The organism is Gordonibacter sp. An230 (genome assembly GCF_002159915.1).
Classification (GTDB): Bacteria; Actinomycetota; Coriobacteriia; order Coriobacteriales; family Eggerthellaceae; genus Rubneribacter.
Map to the genome: position 1 here is coordinate 1 of NZ_NFJP01000044.1, position 18,942 is coordinate 18,942.

An 18,942-nucleotide genomic window follows, 5' to 3' on the forward strand; every position below is an offset into this window, starting at 1 on the left:
AAGCCCGCCATCGCCGAAAGTACTGCGGGGCAGCCCGCGGGAGGACAGGGCGTCGCGCTCGCGGAGGGCGCTTTTCTGCTCCGAGGGGCGCTCGCCCCCGGCCGGGGGACGGCCGGGGGCGAGCGCCTTTTTCGCGCGGGGGGGGGGCTCGAAGGCGTTGCGCCGTACAAGCGGGTGGTGAGGCTGCGGTTCGGGCGAATCGCGGCCGTCGCAGGAAACATGCTGTGTTCGTGGCCTCTTTGAATGGCGCTGTCTCGAGATCGTTTATTCCATTACAATAAAACAGTTAGATGGCATGATGCAAAGGGGCTGTGATGGACTTGCATATTGCAAAGCGTGCTGCGCTTTTGCTGCTGTGTGATGTGGCGTCCACGTACCTTTCCTATTGGCTTGCTTCGTTGTTGACGAATGTGTACGACGAAGTGTTCGTCAACAACGAGATCTATTTCATGCTCGGCATATTGGCGCTGTTCAATATCGCTGGTCTGGCACTGTTTCGTTTGTACAACAATTTGTGGGAGTATGCGAGCGTTGATGAGGCGATCCAGATCATGCTCTCCGTCGTGCTCTCCACGTTGGCAGGGGCCGTGTTTTTATGGGTTATCAACGTGCGCTTGCCTATTCGCGTGTTCGTTGCATCGGCGATACTGCTTGTGCTCATCATGGGCGGTGTGCGCATGGTCTGGCGCATTTTGCGGCGTAAGCATCCTGTGCGCGCTTCGACCGAGGTGGAGCGTCCTCGAACTTTGATCGTCGGGGCGGGTGAGACGGGATCCCTCACCATTACGCGCATGGCCTCCAAAGATCCCAATATGCCGGGTGTCCCGGTTGTCGCAACCGACGACGATCCGACGAAGAAGGGATCCCGCATCCATGGCATCAAGGTGGCGGGAGGGACTGACGACATATTGTCGCTTGTCGAGCAGTACGATGTGAAGCAGATCGTGGTGGCTATCCCATCTGCCACGGCGACAGAGCGGCGCCATATCTACTCCGTGTGCACTCAGACGGATTGCAAGCTCAAAACCCTTCCCAACATCCGTGAATTGCGCATCGACGAGCTGGGGGACGTGGCGCTTCTGGATGTCGACGTGGCGGATCTTCTCGGTCGGGAGGAGATCGTGCTCGACACGCGCATCGCCTCAAGTTACATTTCCGGCGAAACGGTCCTCGTCACCGGGGGCGGCGGTTCCATCGGCAGCGAATTGTGCCGCCAGCTGGCCAAGGTGGCTCCTGCCCGTATCGTTGTGTTCGACATATACGAGAACGACGCGTATCTGCTGCGGCTTGAGCTGCTCTCCGAATACGACGATGTCGACGTGCGCGTCGAGATCGGCAGCGTATGCGATCGGAAGCGCGTGGACGAGCTGTTCGAAAGGTACCGTCCCTCGGCCGTGTTCCATGCGGCTGCGCATAAGCACGTTCCCCTTATGGAGGCGTGCCCTCGCGAAGCGATCCAGAACAACGTGTTCGGTACGCTGAACGTGGTGCGCGCGTCCGACAAGTTCGGCGTTCGGAGGTTCATTTTCATTTCTACGGACAAAGCGGTCAATCCGACGAGCGTCATGGGGGCGACGAAGCGCATGGGGGAGATGGTGATCCAGTATTATGCATGCGCTTCCAAAACCATCTTCTCTGCGGTGCGCTTTGGGAACGTGCTCGGCAGCAACGGAAGCGTCATTCCGCTGTTCAAAAAGCAGATAGCTGCCGGCGGTCCTGTTACGGTGACGCATCCTGAGATCGAGCGCTACTTCATGACCGTTCCCGAGGCCACACGCCTCGTCATCCAGGCGGGCGGCATGGCGAAGGGCGGCGAGATATTCATCCTCGACATGGGGGAGCCGGTGAAGATACTCGATCTGGCGAAGAACCTCATTCGTCTTTCAGGGGCCGTGGGCATCGAGATCGTGTTCACCGGCTTGCGCGATGGCGAGAAGATGTACGAGGAGCTTTTGATGGACGAAGAAAGCACGCTTGCCACCGAGAGCCGATCCATCATGATCTCCACTGGCCAAGAGATCAGCTACGAAGAGGTGGCTGCGAAGCTCGACGAGCTTGAAGAGGCGCTTGGCGGCTGCGACGAGGACGCGGTGCGCGTTCTGGGAAGCGCCGTGCCCACGTACTGCCATACGGTGAATTGCGAGTGACGTCCCTTTGCGAAGGGCGCGCTCCCGAAACGAAAGGAATGCGCATGCAATCTCATTACGACTACCTGATCGTCGGCGCCGGCATCACGTCGGCCGTGTTCGCTCACGAAGCGAGCAAGGTGGGGAAGTCCTGCCTGGTCATCGATAGGCGCTCCCATGTGGCAGGCAACATCTACACGGAAGAGGTGGAGGGTATCAACGTGCACAAGTACGGCGCGCATATCTTCCACACGTCGCTGCGGCCGGTATGGGAGTACGTGAACCGCTTCGCCGAGTTCAACAACTATGTGAATTCGCCGATGGCGGTGTACAAGGACGAGTTGTACAATATGCCGTTCAACATGAACACCTTCTCGAAGATGTGGGGCGTGCGCACGCCGGCCGAGGCTCGCGACATCATCGAGGAGCAGAAGGCGGCCTGCGCGGTGCACGAACCGAAAAACCTGGAGGAGCAAGCGCTGTCGCTCGTGGGGCGCGATGTGTACGAGAAGCTGGTGAAGGGCTACACCGAAAAGCAGTGGGGCAGGGATTGCGCGGAGCTGCCGGCCTCCATCATCAAGCGGCTGCCGGTGCGCTTCATCTACGACAACAACTACTTCAACGACCGTTGGCAGGGCATTCCCATCGGCGGCTACACGGCCATGGTGGAGCGCATGCTGGGCGATACGGAGGTGCTGCTGGACACGGAGTACCGCGACTTCATCGCGGAGCATCCCGGCATCGCCGACAGGGTGATCTACTGTGGTCCCATCGACGAGTACTTCGACTACCGGCTGGGCGCGCTGGAGTACCGCAGCCTGCGCTTCGAGAGCGAGCGCGTGGAGTGCGACAACTGGCAGGGCAACGCGGTGGTAAACTACACCGAGCGCGAGGTGCCCTACACGCGCATCATCGAGCACAAGCACTTCGAGTTCGGCACGCAGCCCGTCTCCATCATCACGCGCGAGTATCCCGCCACGTGGGAGCGCGGCGACGAGCCGTACTACCCCATCAACGATGAGCGCAACGGCGCGCTGTACGCCGAGTACGCGAAGCTGGCCGAACAGGAGGGCAACGTGGTGTTCGCGGGGCGCCTGGGCGGCTATAAGTACTACGACATGGACAAGGCCATCGACGCGGCATTCGACGTGGTGAAGGCCGAGCTGGAGGTGGATCTGCGCGCGTAGGGCAGACGCCGAGGGCTTGCCGAAGGGGGGCGGTGCCGCGATGCGCGCGGTGCCGCCCCTTTTGCGGTAGACGGGCGAAGGAGGGGGCGTCCGGCCGGTTTGGTCGGGTGATATCATCCGATTGCGGCAGACGCGCAACGGCTCTCCGACCGTTCCGAGAGGGTCTGCGTTAGCTGGTATAATTATGGATACGGTTGGGTACGGTCGATGTCGATGGGAGGCGGGTGTGGCACAGGCGGTAGGAAAGTATCCGGTGGGGCGGCAGGTGTTCGAGGAGATCCGCGAGGGCGGCTTCCTCTATGCCGACAAGACCCGTTACGTGTACGACTTGACGCACTTGGGCGGCAAGTACGTGTTCCTCTCGCGCCCGCGGCGCTTCGGCAAGACCTTGCTCGTGTCCACCATGGGGGCGTATTTCCAGGGTCGTCGGGATCTGTTCGAGGGTTTGGCGATCGAAGGGCTGGAGGGCGAATGGCGGGAGCATCCCGTGCTGCGGTTCGACTTCAGTCGCTTCAAGGATGTGACGCTCTCGGCGCTCATTGCGAAGTTCGACATGTTGTTCTCTTCGCTGGAGGAGAAGTGGGGTGTAAGCGAGGAAGGTCTTTCGCCTGGGGCGCGCTTGGAAACGCTTGTGCGTATGGCGGCTGAAAAGACGGGGGAAAGTCCCGTCGTGCTTGTGGACGAATACGACGCCCCGCTTCTCGGCGTCATGCACGATCCGGAGCGTTTGCAGGAGTTTCGCGAGGTCATGCGCGAGTTCTACTCGCCTTTGAAGGCTCTGGAGCCCCAATTGCGTTTCGTGTTCCTCACTGGCATCACCAAGTTCAGCCAGCTGTCTATCTTCAGCGAGTTGAACAATATGCAGAACGTGAGCATGGAGCCTTCCTTCGCGGGCGTCTGCGGCATCACCGCCGAGGAGCTTGGGCGCGACTTGGCGCCCGATGTGGAGCTGCTTGCCGAGCGCATGGGGATGTCCGAGCGGGAGTGCCGCGCCGCGCTCAAGGCCAAATACGACGGCTATCGCTTCTGCGAGGGCTCGCCCGATATCTACAATCCCTACAGTTTGGTCAACGCCCTGCAGTACGGCCGCATAGGCTCGTATTGGTTCGAATCGGGAACCCCCTCGTCGCTTGTGCGCATGCTCAAGACGAGCGGCTTCGACCTTTCCGACCTGGAGGGCGTGGAGGCTCGTGCGGTGACCTTCGACGCTCCCACCGAGGACACGGCCACGCCCGTTCCCTTCATGTACCAAGCGGGGTACCTCACTATCAAAAGCTACGATGCGGACTATGATGCTTACATGCTGGGCATCCCGAACGAAGAGGTGCGTGAGGGCTTGTACAACGCTCTGCTGCCCGCTTACGCGCCGATGGGCGATGTGGAGCGTGATGCCTTCGCGGTGGGCTTCGCGCGTGCCGTGCGCGAGGACGATTTGGAGCGCGCCTTGGGGTTGCTGCGTTCGTTTTTGGCGGCGGTTCCCTACGATCTGGCTCCGAAGGACGAGAAGGCGTTCCAATCACTCCTGTTCGTGGCGTTCAAGGTGGCCGGCGCGCGCGTGTCTTCCGAAGTGCGCACGTCGTCGGGCCGGGTGGATCTGGTGCTCGAGAGCGCGCAGACGGTCTACGTGATGGAGCTCAAGTACGGCGGCACCGCCGAGGAGGCGCTTGCGCAGATCGATTCCAAGGGCTACGCGATCCCGTGGGAGGCGGGCGGCAAGCGCGTGGTGAAGGCGGGGGTGTCCTTCGACCCCGAGCGGCGCACCATTGATGAGGGTTGGGTTGTTCGCGAGGGGTGATGGTTTCTGGCGGTTATGCGGAGTTGCGAGAGCGGCTCTTTTGCGTCACTTTGACTTTCGCAGGAAGTCTCGCATGGCGGCGAGGGTGTTGGCGGGGCCGAGGTTCTTGAGGCTGTAGAGCCCTTCTGCTGCGAGGACGCGCAGGTAGGTCAGCTTGCCGAGGTTTGTCGGATAAGGGAGGCCGCGCAGCTGGGCGAAGAAGCGTTTGCCGCTGGGCGGGATGGCCGGATTCGCGAAGACGAGGCCGGCGTCCATGCGCTCGAACATGCTCGCTGCCGGTTCACGAAGCTCTTCCTGGTCGAACCCTGCGTTGGCCTGAGTGGCCGCGAGATAGGTGAAACCCCGTTCGTAAAGCGCGTCGAGTACGCTTGCGTCTGAAACGTTCAGCCGTTGAAGCGCATCCAACATGTCGTGCCAGCGTTCGAAGGATTTCGGACAAGTGGTCTCCGAATTGCTCGGCGAGGCCAATGAGGCTCTTTCGCTGGTTTCGTGAGGCGATATCGCGTATTGCTTGCCGTCTCTTGCCACGCTCATGCGAAGCTTGTAGAGATCCATCCTCTTATCGGATGACAACGAATAAGACGGTCTGGCTTTTTCAAAATGCTTACTTCATCGAATCGAATTGTCCCCACCATCGTGCGGGAGACAAAATAAGTTGGACATTCCCCATTGGCAGACCGTTAAACATATCGGGAGGGTAATTGTTCTGGCTGCGTTCGCTCTGCTCCTGCAAAGGAGTATGCCTTGGAGCTTATGCGCCCTGTGTTTGTCCTACGTGAAGGGACGGCTCCTTCTGACGGATTCTATCGTAACTGTTGCGGAAAGAGCTCGGCTTTGGAAAGCACGAGTTCTTTTACGAGACGGGGCTGCCGGGCGTTCTTTGAGCCCGACAGCCCCGTCATCGGCAGGGTGGGGCATCCTTGAAGGATGGGGGGGGGTTGCTGGCATTTATGCAAATGGCGGTCTATCGCCCTCCGGTGCGTTTCTTGCGTTTCTTCAGGTAGTTACTCGTCGCGAAGAAGGTGTTCGACACCCCGGTGTTCTTGAGGTTATAAACGCCTTGCGAGACGAGCCCTCGGAGGTAGGCCATCTTGTCGATACGGGGGCAGAGCAGCCCGCGCAGCTCGGCGAACATGCGCTTGCATCCCGGCGAGATCTCGGGATCGGAGAACACCAGGTCTGCGTCCATGCGTTCGAACATGTGCGCAGCTGCCTCGCGCACGTCATCGTGGGAGAGGTCGACCTCTTCGATGATGCCGCTCAGGTAGGTGAATCCGCGGCTGTTGTGCGCGCGCAGGATGGCGGGGTCAGTCACCTGAAGGCGCTCGAGCACGTCCATCATGTCGTTCCAGCGTTCGAGGGGCAGCAGCGTGCTGCGCTGCGCGAACGCCTTCGATTTCTCGGGCGTTTCCTCGCGGTAGCAGTAGTAGGCGTTGTCCAGATAGACGATGCGGTCGGTTTGGCAGAGCGTCTCCACGAGGAAGGGGTTGTCTGCCCAGCCGGCACCGGGAATCTCCTTGAAGCGGATGCCGCGCTGCTCAAGGAATCCGCGCCGATAGATGGCCGACCAGATGGAGGGATGGTGGCACAGCAGATGAGCGGCGTCCTTGATGGCGAATGGCTGCGCGGGCGGGTGGATGCGGTCCTTGTAGCTGCAGTTCAGCTTGCGCTGCTTCGGCGTATCGGGCAGCCAGATGCGCCAATAGGCCGTCTTGATGATGTCGATGGGCTCTTCGAACTGGTTGGCGAAAGCCAGCATGTCCTCGTACATGCGCGGCTCCAGCCAGTCATCGGGCTCCACGATGGATATATAAGTGCCGTGTGCCTCGTCAAGCCCACGGTTGCAGCTGGCGCCGTAGCCTTGGTTTCGCTTGTCGATGACGCGTATGCGTTCATCTTGAGCCGCATGTTTTCGCATGATCTCAAGGGAATTGTCGGTCGACCCGTCGTTGAGGCAGATGATCTCCAGATTGCGATAAGTCTGCCCCTTGACGCTGTCAAGGCACTGGCCGAGGTACTGCTCGGCGTTGTAGATGGGGATGATCACGCTGATCAAAGGATTGTCCAAAGCCATGAGAGCTTGCTTCTCCTCACGTTTCTGCAAGATGTTGAATTAGTATACGATAAAGAGCCGCTATATAGGCGCAGGGTGTGGCGATGGGGGCAATCCCACATGAATTCATTGAAAGACTGGAGAAGGTCGGGAGGGACGTCCCATGCATCCATTGCGACTATCTGATCGTCGGCATCAGCTGACGAGATGAGGCGAATTTGGCGTTGAAGAAGAATCAGTTCTAGAGATCATCGTGTTTCATAAAGCGAAGGAGCGAGGCTGCAGCATTGGGGGCATTCTTACGGCATAGTGAGAAATGCTATAGAAACACTATCGCTCAGCACGCATTACCGCCTTGGACAATATGAGTTGATCCAGGGATGAGAAGTGCGTAGAGCCTCCGAGGAAGGTGAGATGGCGTACGGCTCCTTGTTGCTTTTCAATGTAGGAAAGTGCATGCGAGACGCTGTCGAGGTCCTGAGGGTCTTCTAGGAGAAATGCAGAATGGGTTTTGCCCGCATAAACTCCTGCAGTAAGCGCGTCGAACGGCATCCAAGCTGATGAGACGATGAGCCGTTCGACGGTTATGGGACTTTTGACACTGGATTGATTGGACGGTGTATTTGATGTGATCTTATCATTGATCAATTCGTTTGCATGATATGGGCCATCTCCGATGATCCGTTCGAATTCCGTTCCGGCCCGTCTGCAGCGCTCGAGGAATTCATCTGAGACTCGCTGCGACCCACCCAAAACATACAGATGGGAGAAAACACCCTTCTCGAGAGCCTCCCTAGTGCGCTCGTTGATTACTCCATCCTCGATAAGGAAAAACACAGGGCATTTCTTCTGAAAAATATAAGGAGAGAACGATATGAGGTCGGCGGTGCAGCCATCATAAGTGATGAACGCGGTGTCGCCCCATGCCCCTCCCTCTTTGCCGAATGAGTACATCTCCCATGATAACTGAGAAGCTGTATCTCCCTCAAGTCGAATGATCTCGGGGCGCTTCGGGCAAGCGTTTGCGGCGGCTTTGACTACGGAAGAGGAAATGACAGTTTCGCTTCCTATGAAGACAATTCGATGCGGTGCCAGCCTGTTAAGCTCTTGGAGGGTGGCATCGGGAAGCATGTCTGGTTTCGTAAGCAATAGGGGGGCGTTCATGAGGCTGGCGAGTGCTGTGGCGCTCATACAAGGGGAGGCTAGTTCTCCGGGAGCGATAATGACCGGGCTGCCTTGTGGGAATTTGCATTCCGCTGCGAGTTTAGCCGCTATTCCGTATCTGCTCTCTCCTGCTATCACATCTGCTATCCCGTCGGAGACTTCTATTTTTTCGTTTAGCATTTCGAATACATGCCGTTCCGCTTTCGCGCTACCGACATGACCGCCAAGCACGCGATAAGTACGACATACGTTTTGGGCTGACCCGATCATGCGCGTGTGGCCTTTTTCGATCCAGATAGCCTTGTTGCAAAGGCGCTCTATCTGGGCGTTGTTGTGGGACACAATGAGAACGGTAACATCATGATCTTTGATGAGCTGCGTGATACGGCGCTCGCATTTCTGCTGGAACATGAAGTCACCGACCGATAGCACTTCGTCGACGATGAGAATCTCCGGCACGATGACCGTCGCGATGGCGAAAGCGATACGGGCCACCATACCCGAGGAGTAGTTCTTCATGGGCATGTCGAGGAACTTCTCGATTTCTGCAAATTCGACGATTTCATCGAAATGCTGCTTGATGAACTTTCGGGAGTACCCCAGGAGCGCTCCGTTCAGATAGATGTTCTCGCGGGCGGTCAACTCCATATCAAAGCCCGCTCCCAGCTCTATAAGCGGTGCGATATTGCCATTGATGGCGCATTTTCCCGTAGTGGGCTCCAAAACCCCTGCGATAATCTTCAGCATGGTGGACTTCCCAGAGCCGTTCGTTCCCAAGATGCCGAACACATCGCCTTTCTTCACTTCGAAAGATATGTCATCGAGGGCGCGGAACTCCTTGAACATCAACTCGCGCCGGGCGAGGGCTATCGCGTACTCCTTGAGGCTGTTCAATTGCTCGCTTGCCATGTTGAACACCATGGAGACGTGCTCGACTGCGACCATGGTGGGACGGGTGTCGTCCTCCGGATCGGGATTCGCGTTGAGGACGAGGGGGGAGGTGTTGACGTTTTCTGGCATGGTTCCCCCTAAACGTAGAGGATGAATTTCTTCTCGGTGGCTTTAAATACGGCAAAGCCGATGGCGAAGGTTGCAAGCGCCATTCCAAGGCAGATAAACTGCTCTTTCAGTCCGGGCAGCATGTTGTACATGGCGATGTCTCTGAAATATGTGACGTAGTGATACATGGGGTTGAAGGTCTCGGCCGATTGCATCCAGTCGGGAAGCATGTTGATGGGGTAAAACAGCGGTGTCGCGTATGTCCATGCGGTGATGACGACGCCCCAAAGGTGGCAGACGTCGCGGAAGAACACCGCGAGGGCGGAGAGTAGCATGCCAAGGCCAGCACAGAACAGCATCATGAATATGAGGAGGATGGGCAATGCGAGCAAGTTGACGGTTGGGGGGATGCGGAAAACCAGCATGACGATGACGACCGCGATGAGGGATATTGCAAAATTGACGAGCTGAAACAGCACCTTCTCCAAGGGGAAGATCATCTTGGAGACGCGGATCTTCTTGATGAGCGGCGCCGATTCCAGAATAGATCCCATTGCTCCGGAGGTCGAGTCGGCCATGAGCGCGAAGAGGATGTTGCCCAAGATCAGGTACATGGGAAAGTTCTCGACATCGCCGCCGAACTTCAGGACGTTGCTGAACACGACGGCAAGCACGCACATCATGAGCAGCGGGTTGAGCACCGACCAGAGCACTCCGAGGATGCTACGGCGGTATTTCAGCTTGAAATCTTTGGACACGAGTGAGGAAATGGTGAACCAATTCCTTTTAAACTCGCTTATTGCCGATGCCTGAGTCATCATGCTCCTCGTGCTATCCTCGCAAATTAAAGATTTTGCGCTGAAACGATTCCGAGTTGTTATTGTACCCCATCGGGTATTCGGGCACTCGCTCCCACGAAAAGTCCAAATCGCGAAGTCGATGGTAGATCCGGTAGATCCGTTTCGATAAAATAGGAAGAAACGCCAATTTCCCTGTAAGGAGGTACGACCATGGGTTTCCGAGATGCGGTCGAGAGGATTCGAATGCGCATCCTCCCCCCTTCCGCGAAAGGGTTTTACGCGATTTCCGACGAAATGAGGGACGCCTTTCGCTCGATGGGGGAGAGATTGGATGCCCTTGCGGAGGATAATCGGCGCTTGTACGAGGAGAATGGGCGGCTTTTTGCCCGAATCGAACAGGCTGATTATGGAATCAATGGGAATATTGACTACAAGTTCGAAGACCGTTTGCTTCCACGCCTTGAGGATGCGTTCCGGGAGTTGGCCACTCACGATGCCCATATGAAGCTTCTTTTGTGGGAGATCGCCCGACGTGAGGGGGAGACCGACCGGGAGGCCAAAATGCGGATCCACCGCTCGTTGCCTCGTGCGACGGGGGTGCTTCGCCTGTTACAACGGGGGGGGGTCGCGTTGCTGGGCGAGTTCGTCGAATTGTGCGAGGCCCATGGATTGGAGTACTTTCTCTCGTACGGGACCTTGCTTGGCGCAGTTCGGCAGGGCGGGTTTATTCCATGGGACGATGACCTCGATGTCGGCATGCCCTTCGATGATTCCGAGCGCTTGGCGAAAATCGTCGAAGGCGATGACCGGTACGAATGGTCCGTCGTCTACGATCAGAACGTCTACTGCAAGCAGATTCGCTTTAGGTACGCCGATGCTGCCGTGCCGTGCTTCATCGACGTTTTCATCTATGATTACACGGAAGACGCCGCCTGCATCGCGGAGGCGTATGCCGCTTTGCGCAGAGAGTTGGTGGACGAGGTGAAAAGAGAAGAGGAGGAGAATGGCCTGGAGGGGAAAAAATACCTCTCTGCGAGCGATGGGTGCTCGAAGAAGATAGCCGAGGTGTTCGATCGGTATCGGCGGCGTGCGGAGGTCGAAGGGCTCATCTGCCCTCGCGAAGAGGCCGCCGTGCTCCGATACGGTCTTGAAAACATGGACGATCCCGCGAGCGGCGCGCGTGCCTTTTCCTTGTCCGACATTTTTCCCATGACGCGTGTGCGTTTCGAGGGGGTGGAGTGTTTCGCTCCGAGGGAATACGAGAAAATCCTTTCCAGCTGCTATGGGGATTGGCTTGAGCTGCCGAAGGATCTGCACACGCATTTCGAGCATATCGACAAAAGTAAGGTCGATGCGGATATTCTCGCTGATCGCTTCGGTCGTGATGAATGACGGGCTCTCGTTCGCCCGATCGTATCCTTCCTTGCCGTGAACCTTTGTCACGGTGCATTCAACCCTTTGGATGGTGTCGCTCCTTTTGCGGAATTTTTCAGGATGTAGCAAATTTCGAACTCCGTTTTCTCATAAAGAATAGATTTATTTGAACCGGGTGTGTGGGCGGTCGCTCTCATTTCGGTCATATTGGTGTATGATGGGTCTGTTTTTGTTGTCCGTTATCGTGGGCGATCCCGTGTTGTGTGGACAAGTTGGCAGATTGCAAGAGTTCATGGCGAATGGTGGAGAGGTGCAATGCAGAGAGTCAAGCTTGCCAATGTTCTTCTGGAAAGCAATGATCGGTTTCAAGATTATCCCAGCTTGTATTGCAGAACTTCGAAGTCGGTTCCCTTTGACGAGAGCAAAGGTGCGTTTACGCTCTTTCCTTACGAGAAATTCGATTTTGCTACGTTTTTCAACGTATTCTCCAATAAGAAATGGCGTCGCTATACTGTTGTGGATAACGTGCATGTGCATCTCGAGTTGTGCGGCGATTGCGAAGTTTCCTTCATTGAGATCAGGGAAACGCTGGCAAAACCCAAGCGGATAAGACTTGGGGCTGAGCGGATTGCGTCGCAGGAGTTCAAGACGATCGAATTTGAGTTCAATAACGAAAATGCCGAATTGTTGAGTTTCGAAATCGTCACCTATGGGCTCTGTCTTTTTCGGAATGGGTATTACTATTCGCAGGTGAATGAAGCGGACGTGCGGCCAGTGGAGCTCGCGCTTGCTACCACGACGTTTCGTCAAGAGCAATTCATCATACCTAATATCGAACTCATCAAGAGTCGGATTTTGGAAAGCGATGAGGTGATGAACGCCCACTTCCATCTCCATGTTGTGGATAATGGAAGAACGCTCGACGCCGAAGGGCTTTCAGGGCCGTCGGTGACGGTGCATCCGAACAAAAATGTTGGAGGGGCGGGCGGCTTTACTCGTGGAATCATAGAGGCGCTTCGCCAGCAAGGTACAGAAGCCACTCATGTTTTGCTGATGGACGATGATGTTCAGGTGTCTCCCGAGAGCCTGATTCGAACGTTCAATGTGCTGTCGTTGGTTAATGAAGAATATCAGGATGCATTTATCAGTGGCGCTATGATTTCATACGAGCGCCAAAACGAATTCTATGAGGATGTCGGTTGGGTGCGATCAGATGGTCTGTATGGCCCAGTGAAGCCTCGTCTCGATATTGAAGATTTGGAGGATGTGGTTAAAAACGACTCGCTGGAAATCCGGAAACCCAATCGTTATGCGGGATGGTGGTATTGCTGCATACCGACGAACGTCATCAAAAGAGAGGGACTTCCTCTTCCCATCTTCATTCGGGGGGATGATGCGGAGTATGGCAATCGGGCGGCAAATCGATTCATCACGATGAACGGGATATGCGTCTGGCATTTGACTTTGGCGTTGAAGTTCAGGGCGCATTTGGAGCGTTATCAAGTGCCTCGGAATAGTTTGATTGCCCAGTCGACCACGGGAGTGTTCTCCGGAGTTGATTTTATGGAGCAGTTTCGCCATAACGTTCAACTCGATTTCAAGACGCTGAATTATGATGCCGTGGAGCAAAGCCTTGACGCTCTGGAAGACTACCTTAAGGGTCCTCGGTTCATTATGGAAGATCGCGGGGAGGAGATACTCAAGAAGCAAGCGAAACTCAATGAGCAGTTGGTTGATTTGGCTGAGATCGATGACCCTCGGCTTGATTTCGCAGTTATAGATCCCACGGCGTTATTCAATGTTACCGAGCGTACGTTTTTTGAACGCCTTGTCGATTACTTGACGTATAGCGGACATCGGCTTCCTGATTTCCTGCTGAAAGATGACCTGGCCATCATTCCATGGGACGGATGGTTCTATCCAGCGAAAAAAACCCGCCTACGCAAAAACGTGCTTGCCGTAAGCCTTGACGGACGGCAAGGCGTGCTGCGTACGATGGATAAAAAGCGATTCAGAAGATTGCACAAGCGCTACGCCAAGCTTATGAAGCAATATCGTTCTCAGGCCGAATCCGTTGCCGCAGAGTATCGAGCCGCGCGCGACGAAATGACTTCTCTGCCGTTTTGGATGAAGTATCTTGAGATCGATTAGTGCCTTGCCGTGGTGAATATGCTGGTGAATGAAAGAGGAGCGCATGGTTTTGTCGTTCGATGCCTAGGGCGATTGAAGGCTCGCCGCCGCTACGAGTATGCCTTGGTTTGGGGCGTTTGCCTGCTTGCCCTTTTGCTGGGCATGGCGAAAGCCTCCATCTATCCCTTCGGTGATACGGCATTTGTTCGCGCCGATGGGCTTTGGCAATATGTAGGCTATACCGGTTGGGCAAGCGAGATACTGCATGGAGAGGGCAGTCCCTTTTACTCGTTTGCCAAGTCTCTTGGAGGGGGTACGCTCAGCCTTTTCCAAGGAATGGCCATGTCCCCCACTACGCTGCTGCTTGCTTTTGTAGATTCGGCAGATGTTCCGAAATTCTTCTCGCTTCTCATGATGCTCAAACTGCCGCTTTGCGGCGTGACGTGCCATGTGTTTCTTCGCAAGCGCTTTAGTTTTCACGGTATCGTGCATGTGCTGCTGTCTTGCTCGTATGGGACGATGATGTGCCTCTTTACGACAGGAAGCAACATTATGTGGCTTGACAATATCGTCGCGCTTCCTCTTTTCGCTTTAGGCGTTTATTATGTTGTGCAGCGAAAACGTCCGTTGCTTCTTTTCGTGGTGACGGCGTTGTGCATCGTCGACAACTGGTACTGCGCCTATATGGCGTGCCTGTTCTCGGTCATATGCTTTTTTTTGGAGGTTGCATTCTCTCCGCAACGCAGCTGGATGTTTTTCATCAAGCGAGGCCTTTATTTTGCTTGCACGATGCTGCTAGCTCTCGGCGCGAGCATGGTGGTTTTTCTGCCGATCATCAAAGCGATGTTCGGTGCCGCTGCCGTGACGACCAATGCTGCGGCCTCTGGGGTGTCGTGGTCTTCCGCTTCGTATAGCTTGGATGATCTGCTAAGGAACTACTACCTTGGCAATGCGAGCGTGTTTGAGCCGGATTTTGGGAATTTCCCCATTTCGGGACTTGCGCTTCTGTTGGCGATGTCGCTGTTTTTCATCCCCGGGCACCGTAAGATAAAGGTCGCTGTGGCCGTTGTGCTTGCGGTGTTCGTTGCTTCGTATGTATACCAGCCGCTTGGATTGATTTGGTCGGGGTTCGTTCGCGCCGATTCGTATATCCCTCGCTTTATCTATATCTGGCAGTTTTCTCTGGTTGTTGCGGCTGCCTTGGCGTTCTCCCTGTTGAAGAAACTGCCTCGAAAGAAAAGGGCGGTTTCTTTGGCCGTGCCGCTCGTTCTTTTCTCTGGCGCTATGCTGTATGAGCATCTCAGGATCCCGTTCGATTCGCTTCCTATGCTGGTCTTTCAATTGGCGGTTATGCTCCTGTTCGCTGTGCTTCTTTGCGTGCCTCTCTTTTCGAGGTGGGCATATGAGGGAAAGGAAGAGCCCCGGACGCCCTCGCCCGTTCGTGCTTTTGCGGGCAGAAGGTGGGGGCAGGCGATGTCGGTTATCGTGCCGTGCGCGCTCTCCCTGTGCTTCGTTGTCGAAAACGCATGGGCCGTCTCTCGCATCGTGTATACACCCGAATACAACGTGGCGCTTATGTCGGTTGATTCGTACGAGGAATATATGAAGGGTTTCGAGGCGCATTTGAATGAAGTGGCCTCTTCTGAATCGGAGTCCTTTTACAGAGCGGAGAAGGGCACGTTCAGTTCACTTGGGGATTCGGATGTCAATGATCAGGTTCTTTCGGAATACATGGCGTTGGGAATGCGGGGATTGACGCATTATAGTTCGTACATGCAGCAAAGCGTCAACGATCTTTTGGGCAGTCTCGGTTATTGCGACACCCCTGGGTTCCGCTCGATTACGGTTTACAATTCGCCCATGCTGCTTCCCGACTCGCTTCTGGGGCTGAAGTATCTGTTCGTCCAGTATGACTATCTGCCTGGCTGTAGCATGGTGGGTACGGCAGAAGATGTTGCTGAAGGGGCGAATATCTTCAGAAACGACAACGCCTTGCCGCTGGGATATGGCGTGGCGGAGGATATTGCTTCGGTGGAGTGGTCCGAGGATGTCTTTTCCAACCAGGAAAAATGGCTTTCGGCTATGACTGGAGATGACGAGTCGGGGATTTACAGGGATGCCTTGGTGGTTTCTCGGGAGAACGCGGGGGATGCGGATGCCGCTGCGGCTACTGAATCTGCGACGGCTGCGGACGAGTTTTTGGTGACAGCGCAAGCCGATGGCCCGCTTTACCTCTATCTCAATACCGATGATGGCGTATATGGGGGCGCAAAAAACGCCGGTGCGCTTTTTGCGGACGGATCTTTTGTGCAAAGCGTTTCCGCCGGCCTGTTCGATACCAATGTGGTGTACTTGGGGGACTATACCGAAGGTGCGTCGGTCGAAGTGAGGTTTGAGCGGTCTGCGGAAATGAAAGAGCTCGATGCTGATCAGGTATTTGCTGCGAGTCTGAATCGGGAGCGATGCGAGGAGTCCCTTGCGAAGCTTGCGGCGGCGCCGCTGCAGGTGAAAAGCGTCGAAGATGGATACGTGGAGGCGGATTTCCAAGGGAGCTTTGATGGGCAGAAACTTCTTTTGACCATTCCCGTTGAGGACGGATGGAAAGTTTCGGTAAACGGCCGGGATCAAGAACCTCAATCATTTAACGGTCTTATGGTGTTGGAGATGGACGAGGGGGAGAATTATCTTTCAATGGAGTACCATGTTCCGGGGATGGCGGCTGGCTTCGGCGTCTCCCTCGCATCGGTGGCGATTTTCACTCTCTGGCGCGTAGGGGCTTATGCGAAGTCGAAAGGAAAGTCCCCGGAAAGGCTCATGGAAAGGGGCGGTGGCGAAAAGTGTTGAGGAAAATAGGTGTCGGCATTGTTGCGGCTGTTCTTGCGGTGAGCGTTTCCGTTCCGCCAACGGTTGCCGTTGCTGTCGAAGCGGCAGAGCTGGAAAACGCCAATGGCGATCTCGGATCCGCTTCGGAAGAAGGGCCCTTGGAGGATTTTTTGACTGGAGAAGAGGACGGCTCTAGCGCCGAAGAGAACGCATCGAAGCCGGTTTCTCAAGGAGGTGTGCCGACCGACGAGCTCGAAGACGACCTTTCTTCCGAGGAAGCGGTCGATGAGGAAAATGGCGTTCCTTGGGTGGAGAACGGAGAAGGTGCTGCCGAAATCGAAGAGGAAGGGGATTTCGCTGTTTCGGAGGGGGAGGGCTTTGACGATGCGTCCGACGGTTGGGTGCAGCAAGGTGATTCCCGGTACTATATTATAGATGGCGTTGCCGTTAAGGGTTCGCTGTGCATTGATGGTTCGTGGTATCGCTTCGACGTTTCCGATGGGCGTATGCTTACGGAATGGCAGTCTTTCGACGGCAAGACCTACTATTATGATCCCGAATCGGGGGCGCTGACGTTTCGCAACCGCTGCATAGACGGGGATTGGTACTGGTTTGACTTGACCGAAGGCTATATGTGGACCGGTTCGGCCTACATTGACGGCGCCTGGTACCGCTACGACCTCGTGGACGGCCGCATGCTGCACGGCTCGCAGTGGATCGACGGCGCCTGGTACCGCTACGACCTCGTGGACGGCCGCATGCTGCACGGCTCGCAGTGGATCGACGGCGCCTGGTACCGCTACGACCTCGTGGACGGGAAGATGAAGCATGGGTGGCAAGACATCGACGGGCATCGCTATTATTACGGGTCTTTGGACGGAAAGATGTGTTTTGGCAAGCAAGTGATCGATGGGGGGAATTACCGCTTTCACGCTAGGCAGGGCTACGAGGTTCCCTACTTCCGCGTATATCTCGATGCGGGGCATGGATGGAATTCCAGCTCTTCTGGCCAATGGGATCCCGGTTCGCTTGGCGTGGGGGGTGTGGAAGCCGATCTTACGGCGGCCTTGGTGAACGATGTGGCGGCTCGTTGCCGCGAGAAGTATGGCATTGAGGTGGTGACCCATACGGATTCAAGTTCTGTATGGTATCGGAAGCGGCAGAATCAAGCGGTCGATGAAGGGTGCTCGACGCTTGTTTCGGTGCATTTCAATGCTGGGGGAGGCTCGGGATACGAAAGCTATATCCATAGCTATAATTCTCCTGAAGGATCCGGGGCGGTGCAGGCGATTATGCATCGGCATCTCGGGGCGGGCATTGGGCTGAAGGATCGGGGGATGCTGCGTAGCGAGCTTGCCGTTGTGGGAGGGTATCTGCCTTCGACGCTGTTGGAGATATGCTTCATCGACAATTCCTTTGACATGAATGCTTTCCGGGAAAAGCGCGATCGGATTGTCGACGAGCTTGCCGATGGCATCTATGAAATGTCGCTCACCGACGCATGCATAGGATCAGGATTCTAGATGCCGATTGGAGGTGCCGTGAAAAGAATTCCGAAATATCCAGTCTATGTTGGTCTTGCAATCGCTCTTTCTTTCGGGTTGTGCGCTCCTGCTGCAGAGGCGCTTGCGTTTGAGCAGGCAGGGGTAGGTCGCGTAGACGAAGGATCACTCTCCGACATTTCGGATGCCGAGCTTGCGGAGGATGGAGAAGCTGGGAACTCTGCCGAGGAGAGGGAGGAAGAGGCCGCGGGGTATTTTCCTAGCGGTTCGGAAAAGGCCGATGCAGAGCTCGTCGAGGGAGGTGATCATGCGCCTGTGGAAGATGACGGCGGTGCAGAAGGGTTGCTGGGTGTGCTCGAGGAGGCTTCCGCGCAGAAAATCGATGGCGCGGGATACTCGCCCTCCGGGGACGGCTGGGTGGAGGTCGACGGGCTGCGGTACTACTACGAGGGCGGCGAGCCCCTCGAGGGGCCGCTGTTCCTCGGGGGCTCTTGGTACTGGCTCGACCCCGCGCGGGGCGGCGCCATGGCGACGGGCGTCGTCTGCATCGACGGCTCGTGGTACCGCTACGGCGCCGACGGCAGGATGGTCACCGGCTGGCACGCCGACGGCGGCCGGTCCTACTACTACGACCCGCTCGACGGCACCCTGACCTTCCGCAACCGCTGCGTGGACGGCTCGTGGTACTGGTTCGACCTGGCCGAGGGCTACATGTGGACCGGCCCGGCCTACATCGACGGGGCCTGGTACCGCTACGGTGCCGACGGCCGCATGCTGCACGGCTCCCAGTGGCTCGACGGCTCGTGGTACCGCTACGACCCGGCCGACGGCCGCATGCTCACCGGCCCCCAGTGGATCGACGGGGCCTGGTACTTCTACGACCGCATGGACGGGCGCATGCTCATGGGCTCGGCCTGCATCGACGGCGCCTGGTACCGCTACGACCCCGTGGACGGGAGGATGAAGCACGGGTGGCAGAGCATCGAAGG

Annotated in this window: 12 protein-coding genes; 8 read left to right on the top strand and 4 right to left on the bottom strand. The window is 56.4% G+C overall.

All coding sequences use genetic code 11. The features are described from left to right. The first annotated feature begins 314 nt into the window (after positions 1 to 314). The 3 genes from B5F40_RS15020 (at position 315) to B5F40_RS15030 (ending at position 5,108) form a co-directional block, all read left to right on the top strand. Entirely contained in the window at positions 315 to 2,147 is a 1,833-nt protein-coding gene (locus B5F40_RS15020) for a polysaccharide biosynthesis protein (protein ID WP_087195083.1), read from the top strand. 44 nt (positions 2,148 to 2,191) lie between these two features. Further along, positions 2,192 to 3,313 carry a UDP-galactopyranose mutase gene (gene glf / locus B5F40_RS15025; RefSeq protein ID WP_239443088.1) on the top strand — a complete coding sequence of 374 codons (1,122 nt, stop codon included), beginning with the start codon at positions 2,192 to 2,194 and terminating at the stop codon, positions 3,311 to 3,313. Between the two features lie 226 nt (positions 3,314 to 3,539). Then, on the top strand, positions 3,540 to 5,108 hold the full coding sequence (locus B5F40_RS15030; RefSeq protein WP_204217440.1) for an ATP-binding protein: 1,569 nt from the start codon (positions 3,540 to 3,542) through the stop codon (positions 5,106 to 5,108). 45 nt (positions 5,109 to 5,153) lie between these two features. Here B5F40_RS15030 and B5F40_RS15035 read toward each other — a convergent pair whose 3' ends face one another. From B5F40_RS15035 to B5F40_RS15050, 4 genes are all read right to left on the bottom strand, one after another. Continuing rightward, positions 5,154 to 5,663 carry a hypothetical protein gene (locus tag B5F40_RS15035; RefSeq protein WP_087195086.1) on the bottom strand — a complete coding sequence of 170 codons (510 nt, stop codon included), beginning with the start codon at positions 5,661 to 5,663 and terminating at the stop codon, positions 5,154 to 5,156. A 409-nt stretch (positions 5,664 to 6,072) separates the two neighbouring features. Further along, positions 6,073 to 7,182: a glycosyltransferase family 2 protein gene (locus B5F40_RS15040; RefSeq protein ID WP_087195087.1), complete on the bottom strand. Its 1,110-nt coding sequence runs from the start codon at positions 7,180 to 7,182 to the stop codon at positions 6,073 to 6,075. A gap of 309 nt (positions 7,183 to 7,491) precedes the next feature. Beyond that, positions 7,492 to 9,345, bottom strand: coding sequence for an ATP-binding cassette domain-containing protein (locus tag B5F40_RS15045; RefSeq protein ID WP_087195088.1), 1,854 nt, complete (start codon positions 9,343 to 9,345; stop codon positions 7,492 to 7,494). 8 nt (positions 9,346 to 9,353) lie between these two features. Continuing rightward, the gene (locus B5F40_RS15050) at positions 9,354 to 10,145 is read right to left on the bottom strand and encodes an ABC transporter permease (protein WP_239443089.1); all 792 of its coding nucleotides are present in this window, start codon (positions 10,143 to 10,145) and stop codon (positions 9,354 to 9,356) included. A gap of 336 nt (positions 10,146 to 10,481) precedes the next feature. Here B5F40_RS15050 and B5F40_RS15055 point away from each other — a divergent pair, with 336 nt between their 5' ends. The 5 genes from B5F40_RS15055 to B5F40_RS15075 all read left to right on the top strand — a co-directional run. Beyond that, a complete protein-coding gene (locus tag B5F40_RS15055; protein ID WP_162611005.1) occupies positions 10,482 to 11,516 on the top strand; it encodes a LicD family protein in 1,035 nt (344 codons plus the stop codon). Positions 11,517 to 11,813: 297 nt separating this feature from the next. Beyond that, complete coding sequence (locus B5F40_RS15060; protein WP_087195091.1) at positions 11,814 to 13,649, top strand: glycosyltransferase; 1,836 nt, start codon at positions 11,814 to 11,816, stop codon at positions 13,647 to 13,649. A gap of 18 nt (positions 13,650 to 13,667) precedes the next feature. Next, entirely contained in the window at positions 13,668 to 16,472 is a 2,805-nt protein-coding gene (locus B5F40_RS15065; RefSeq protein WP_239443090.1) for a YfhO family protein, read from the top strand. Further along, positions 16,466 to 17,974: an N-acetylmuramoyl-L-alanine amidase gene (locus B5F40_RS15070; protein WP_087195093.1), complete on the top strand. Its 1,509-nt coding sequence runs from the start codon at positions 16,466 to 16,468 to the stop codon at positions 17,972 to 17,974. Before B5F40_RS15065 ends, B5F40_RS15070 begins: the two co-directional genes overlap by 7 nt. 294 nt (positions 17,975 to 18,268) lie before the next feature. Beyond that, positions 18,269 to 18,942, top strand: a 674-nt coding sequence (locus B5F40_RS15075; RefSeq protein ID WP_446718607.1) for an N-acetylmuramoyl-L-alanine amidase family protein, incomplete at its 3' end; no start/stop codon positions are given.

Bases quoted from the DNA above. Each gene is read 5' to 3' on its own strand.
- B5F40_RS15060 (WP_087195091.1), top strand. From the start codon at position 11,814: ATGCAGAGAGTCAAGCTTGCCAATGTTCTTCTGGAAAGCAATGATCGG.
- B5F40_RS15050 (WP_239443089.1), bottom strand. From the start codon at position 10,145: ATGATGACTCAGGCATCGGCAATAAGCGAGTTTAAAAGGAATTGGTTC.
- B5F40_RS15040 (WP_087195087.1), bottom strand. From the start codon at position 7,182: ATGGCTTTGGACAATCCTTTGATCAGCGTGATCATCCCCATCTACAAC.
- B5F40_RS15065 (WP_239443090.1), top strand. From the start codon at position 13,668: ATGCTGGTGAATGAAAGAGGAGCGCATGGTTTTGTCGTTCGATGCCTA.
- glf (WP_239443088.1), top strand. From the start codon at position 2,192: ATGCAATCTCATTACGACTACCTGATCGTCGGCGCCGGCATCACGTCG.
- B5F40_RS15035 (WP_087195086.1), bottom strand. From the start codon at position 5,663: ATGGATCTCTACAAGCTTCGCATGAGCGTGGCAAGAGACGGCAAGCAA.
- B5F40_RS15020 (WP_087195083.1), top strand. From the start codon at position 315: ATGGACTTGCATATTGCAAAGCGTGCTGCGCTTTTGCTGCTGTGTGAT.
- B5F40_RS15045 (WP_087195088.1), bottom strand. From the start codon at position 9,345: ATGCCAGAAAACGTCAACACCTCCCCCCTCGTCCTCAACGCGAATCCC.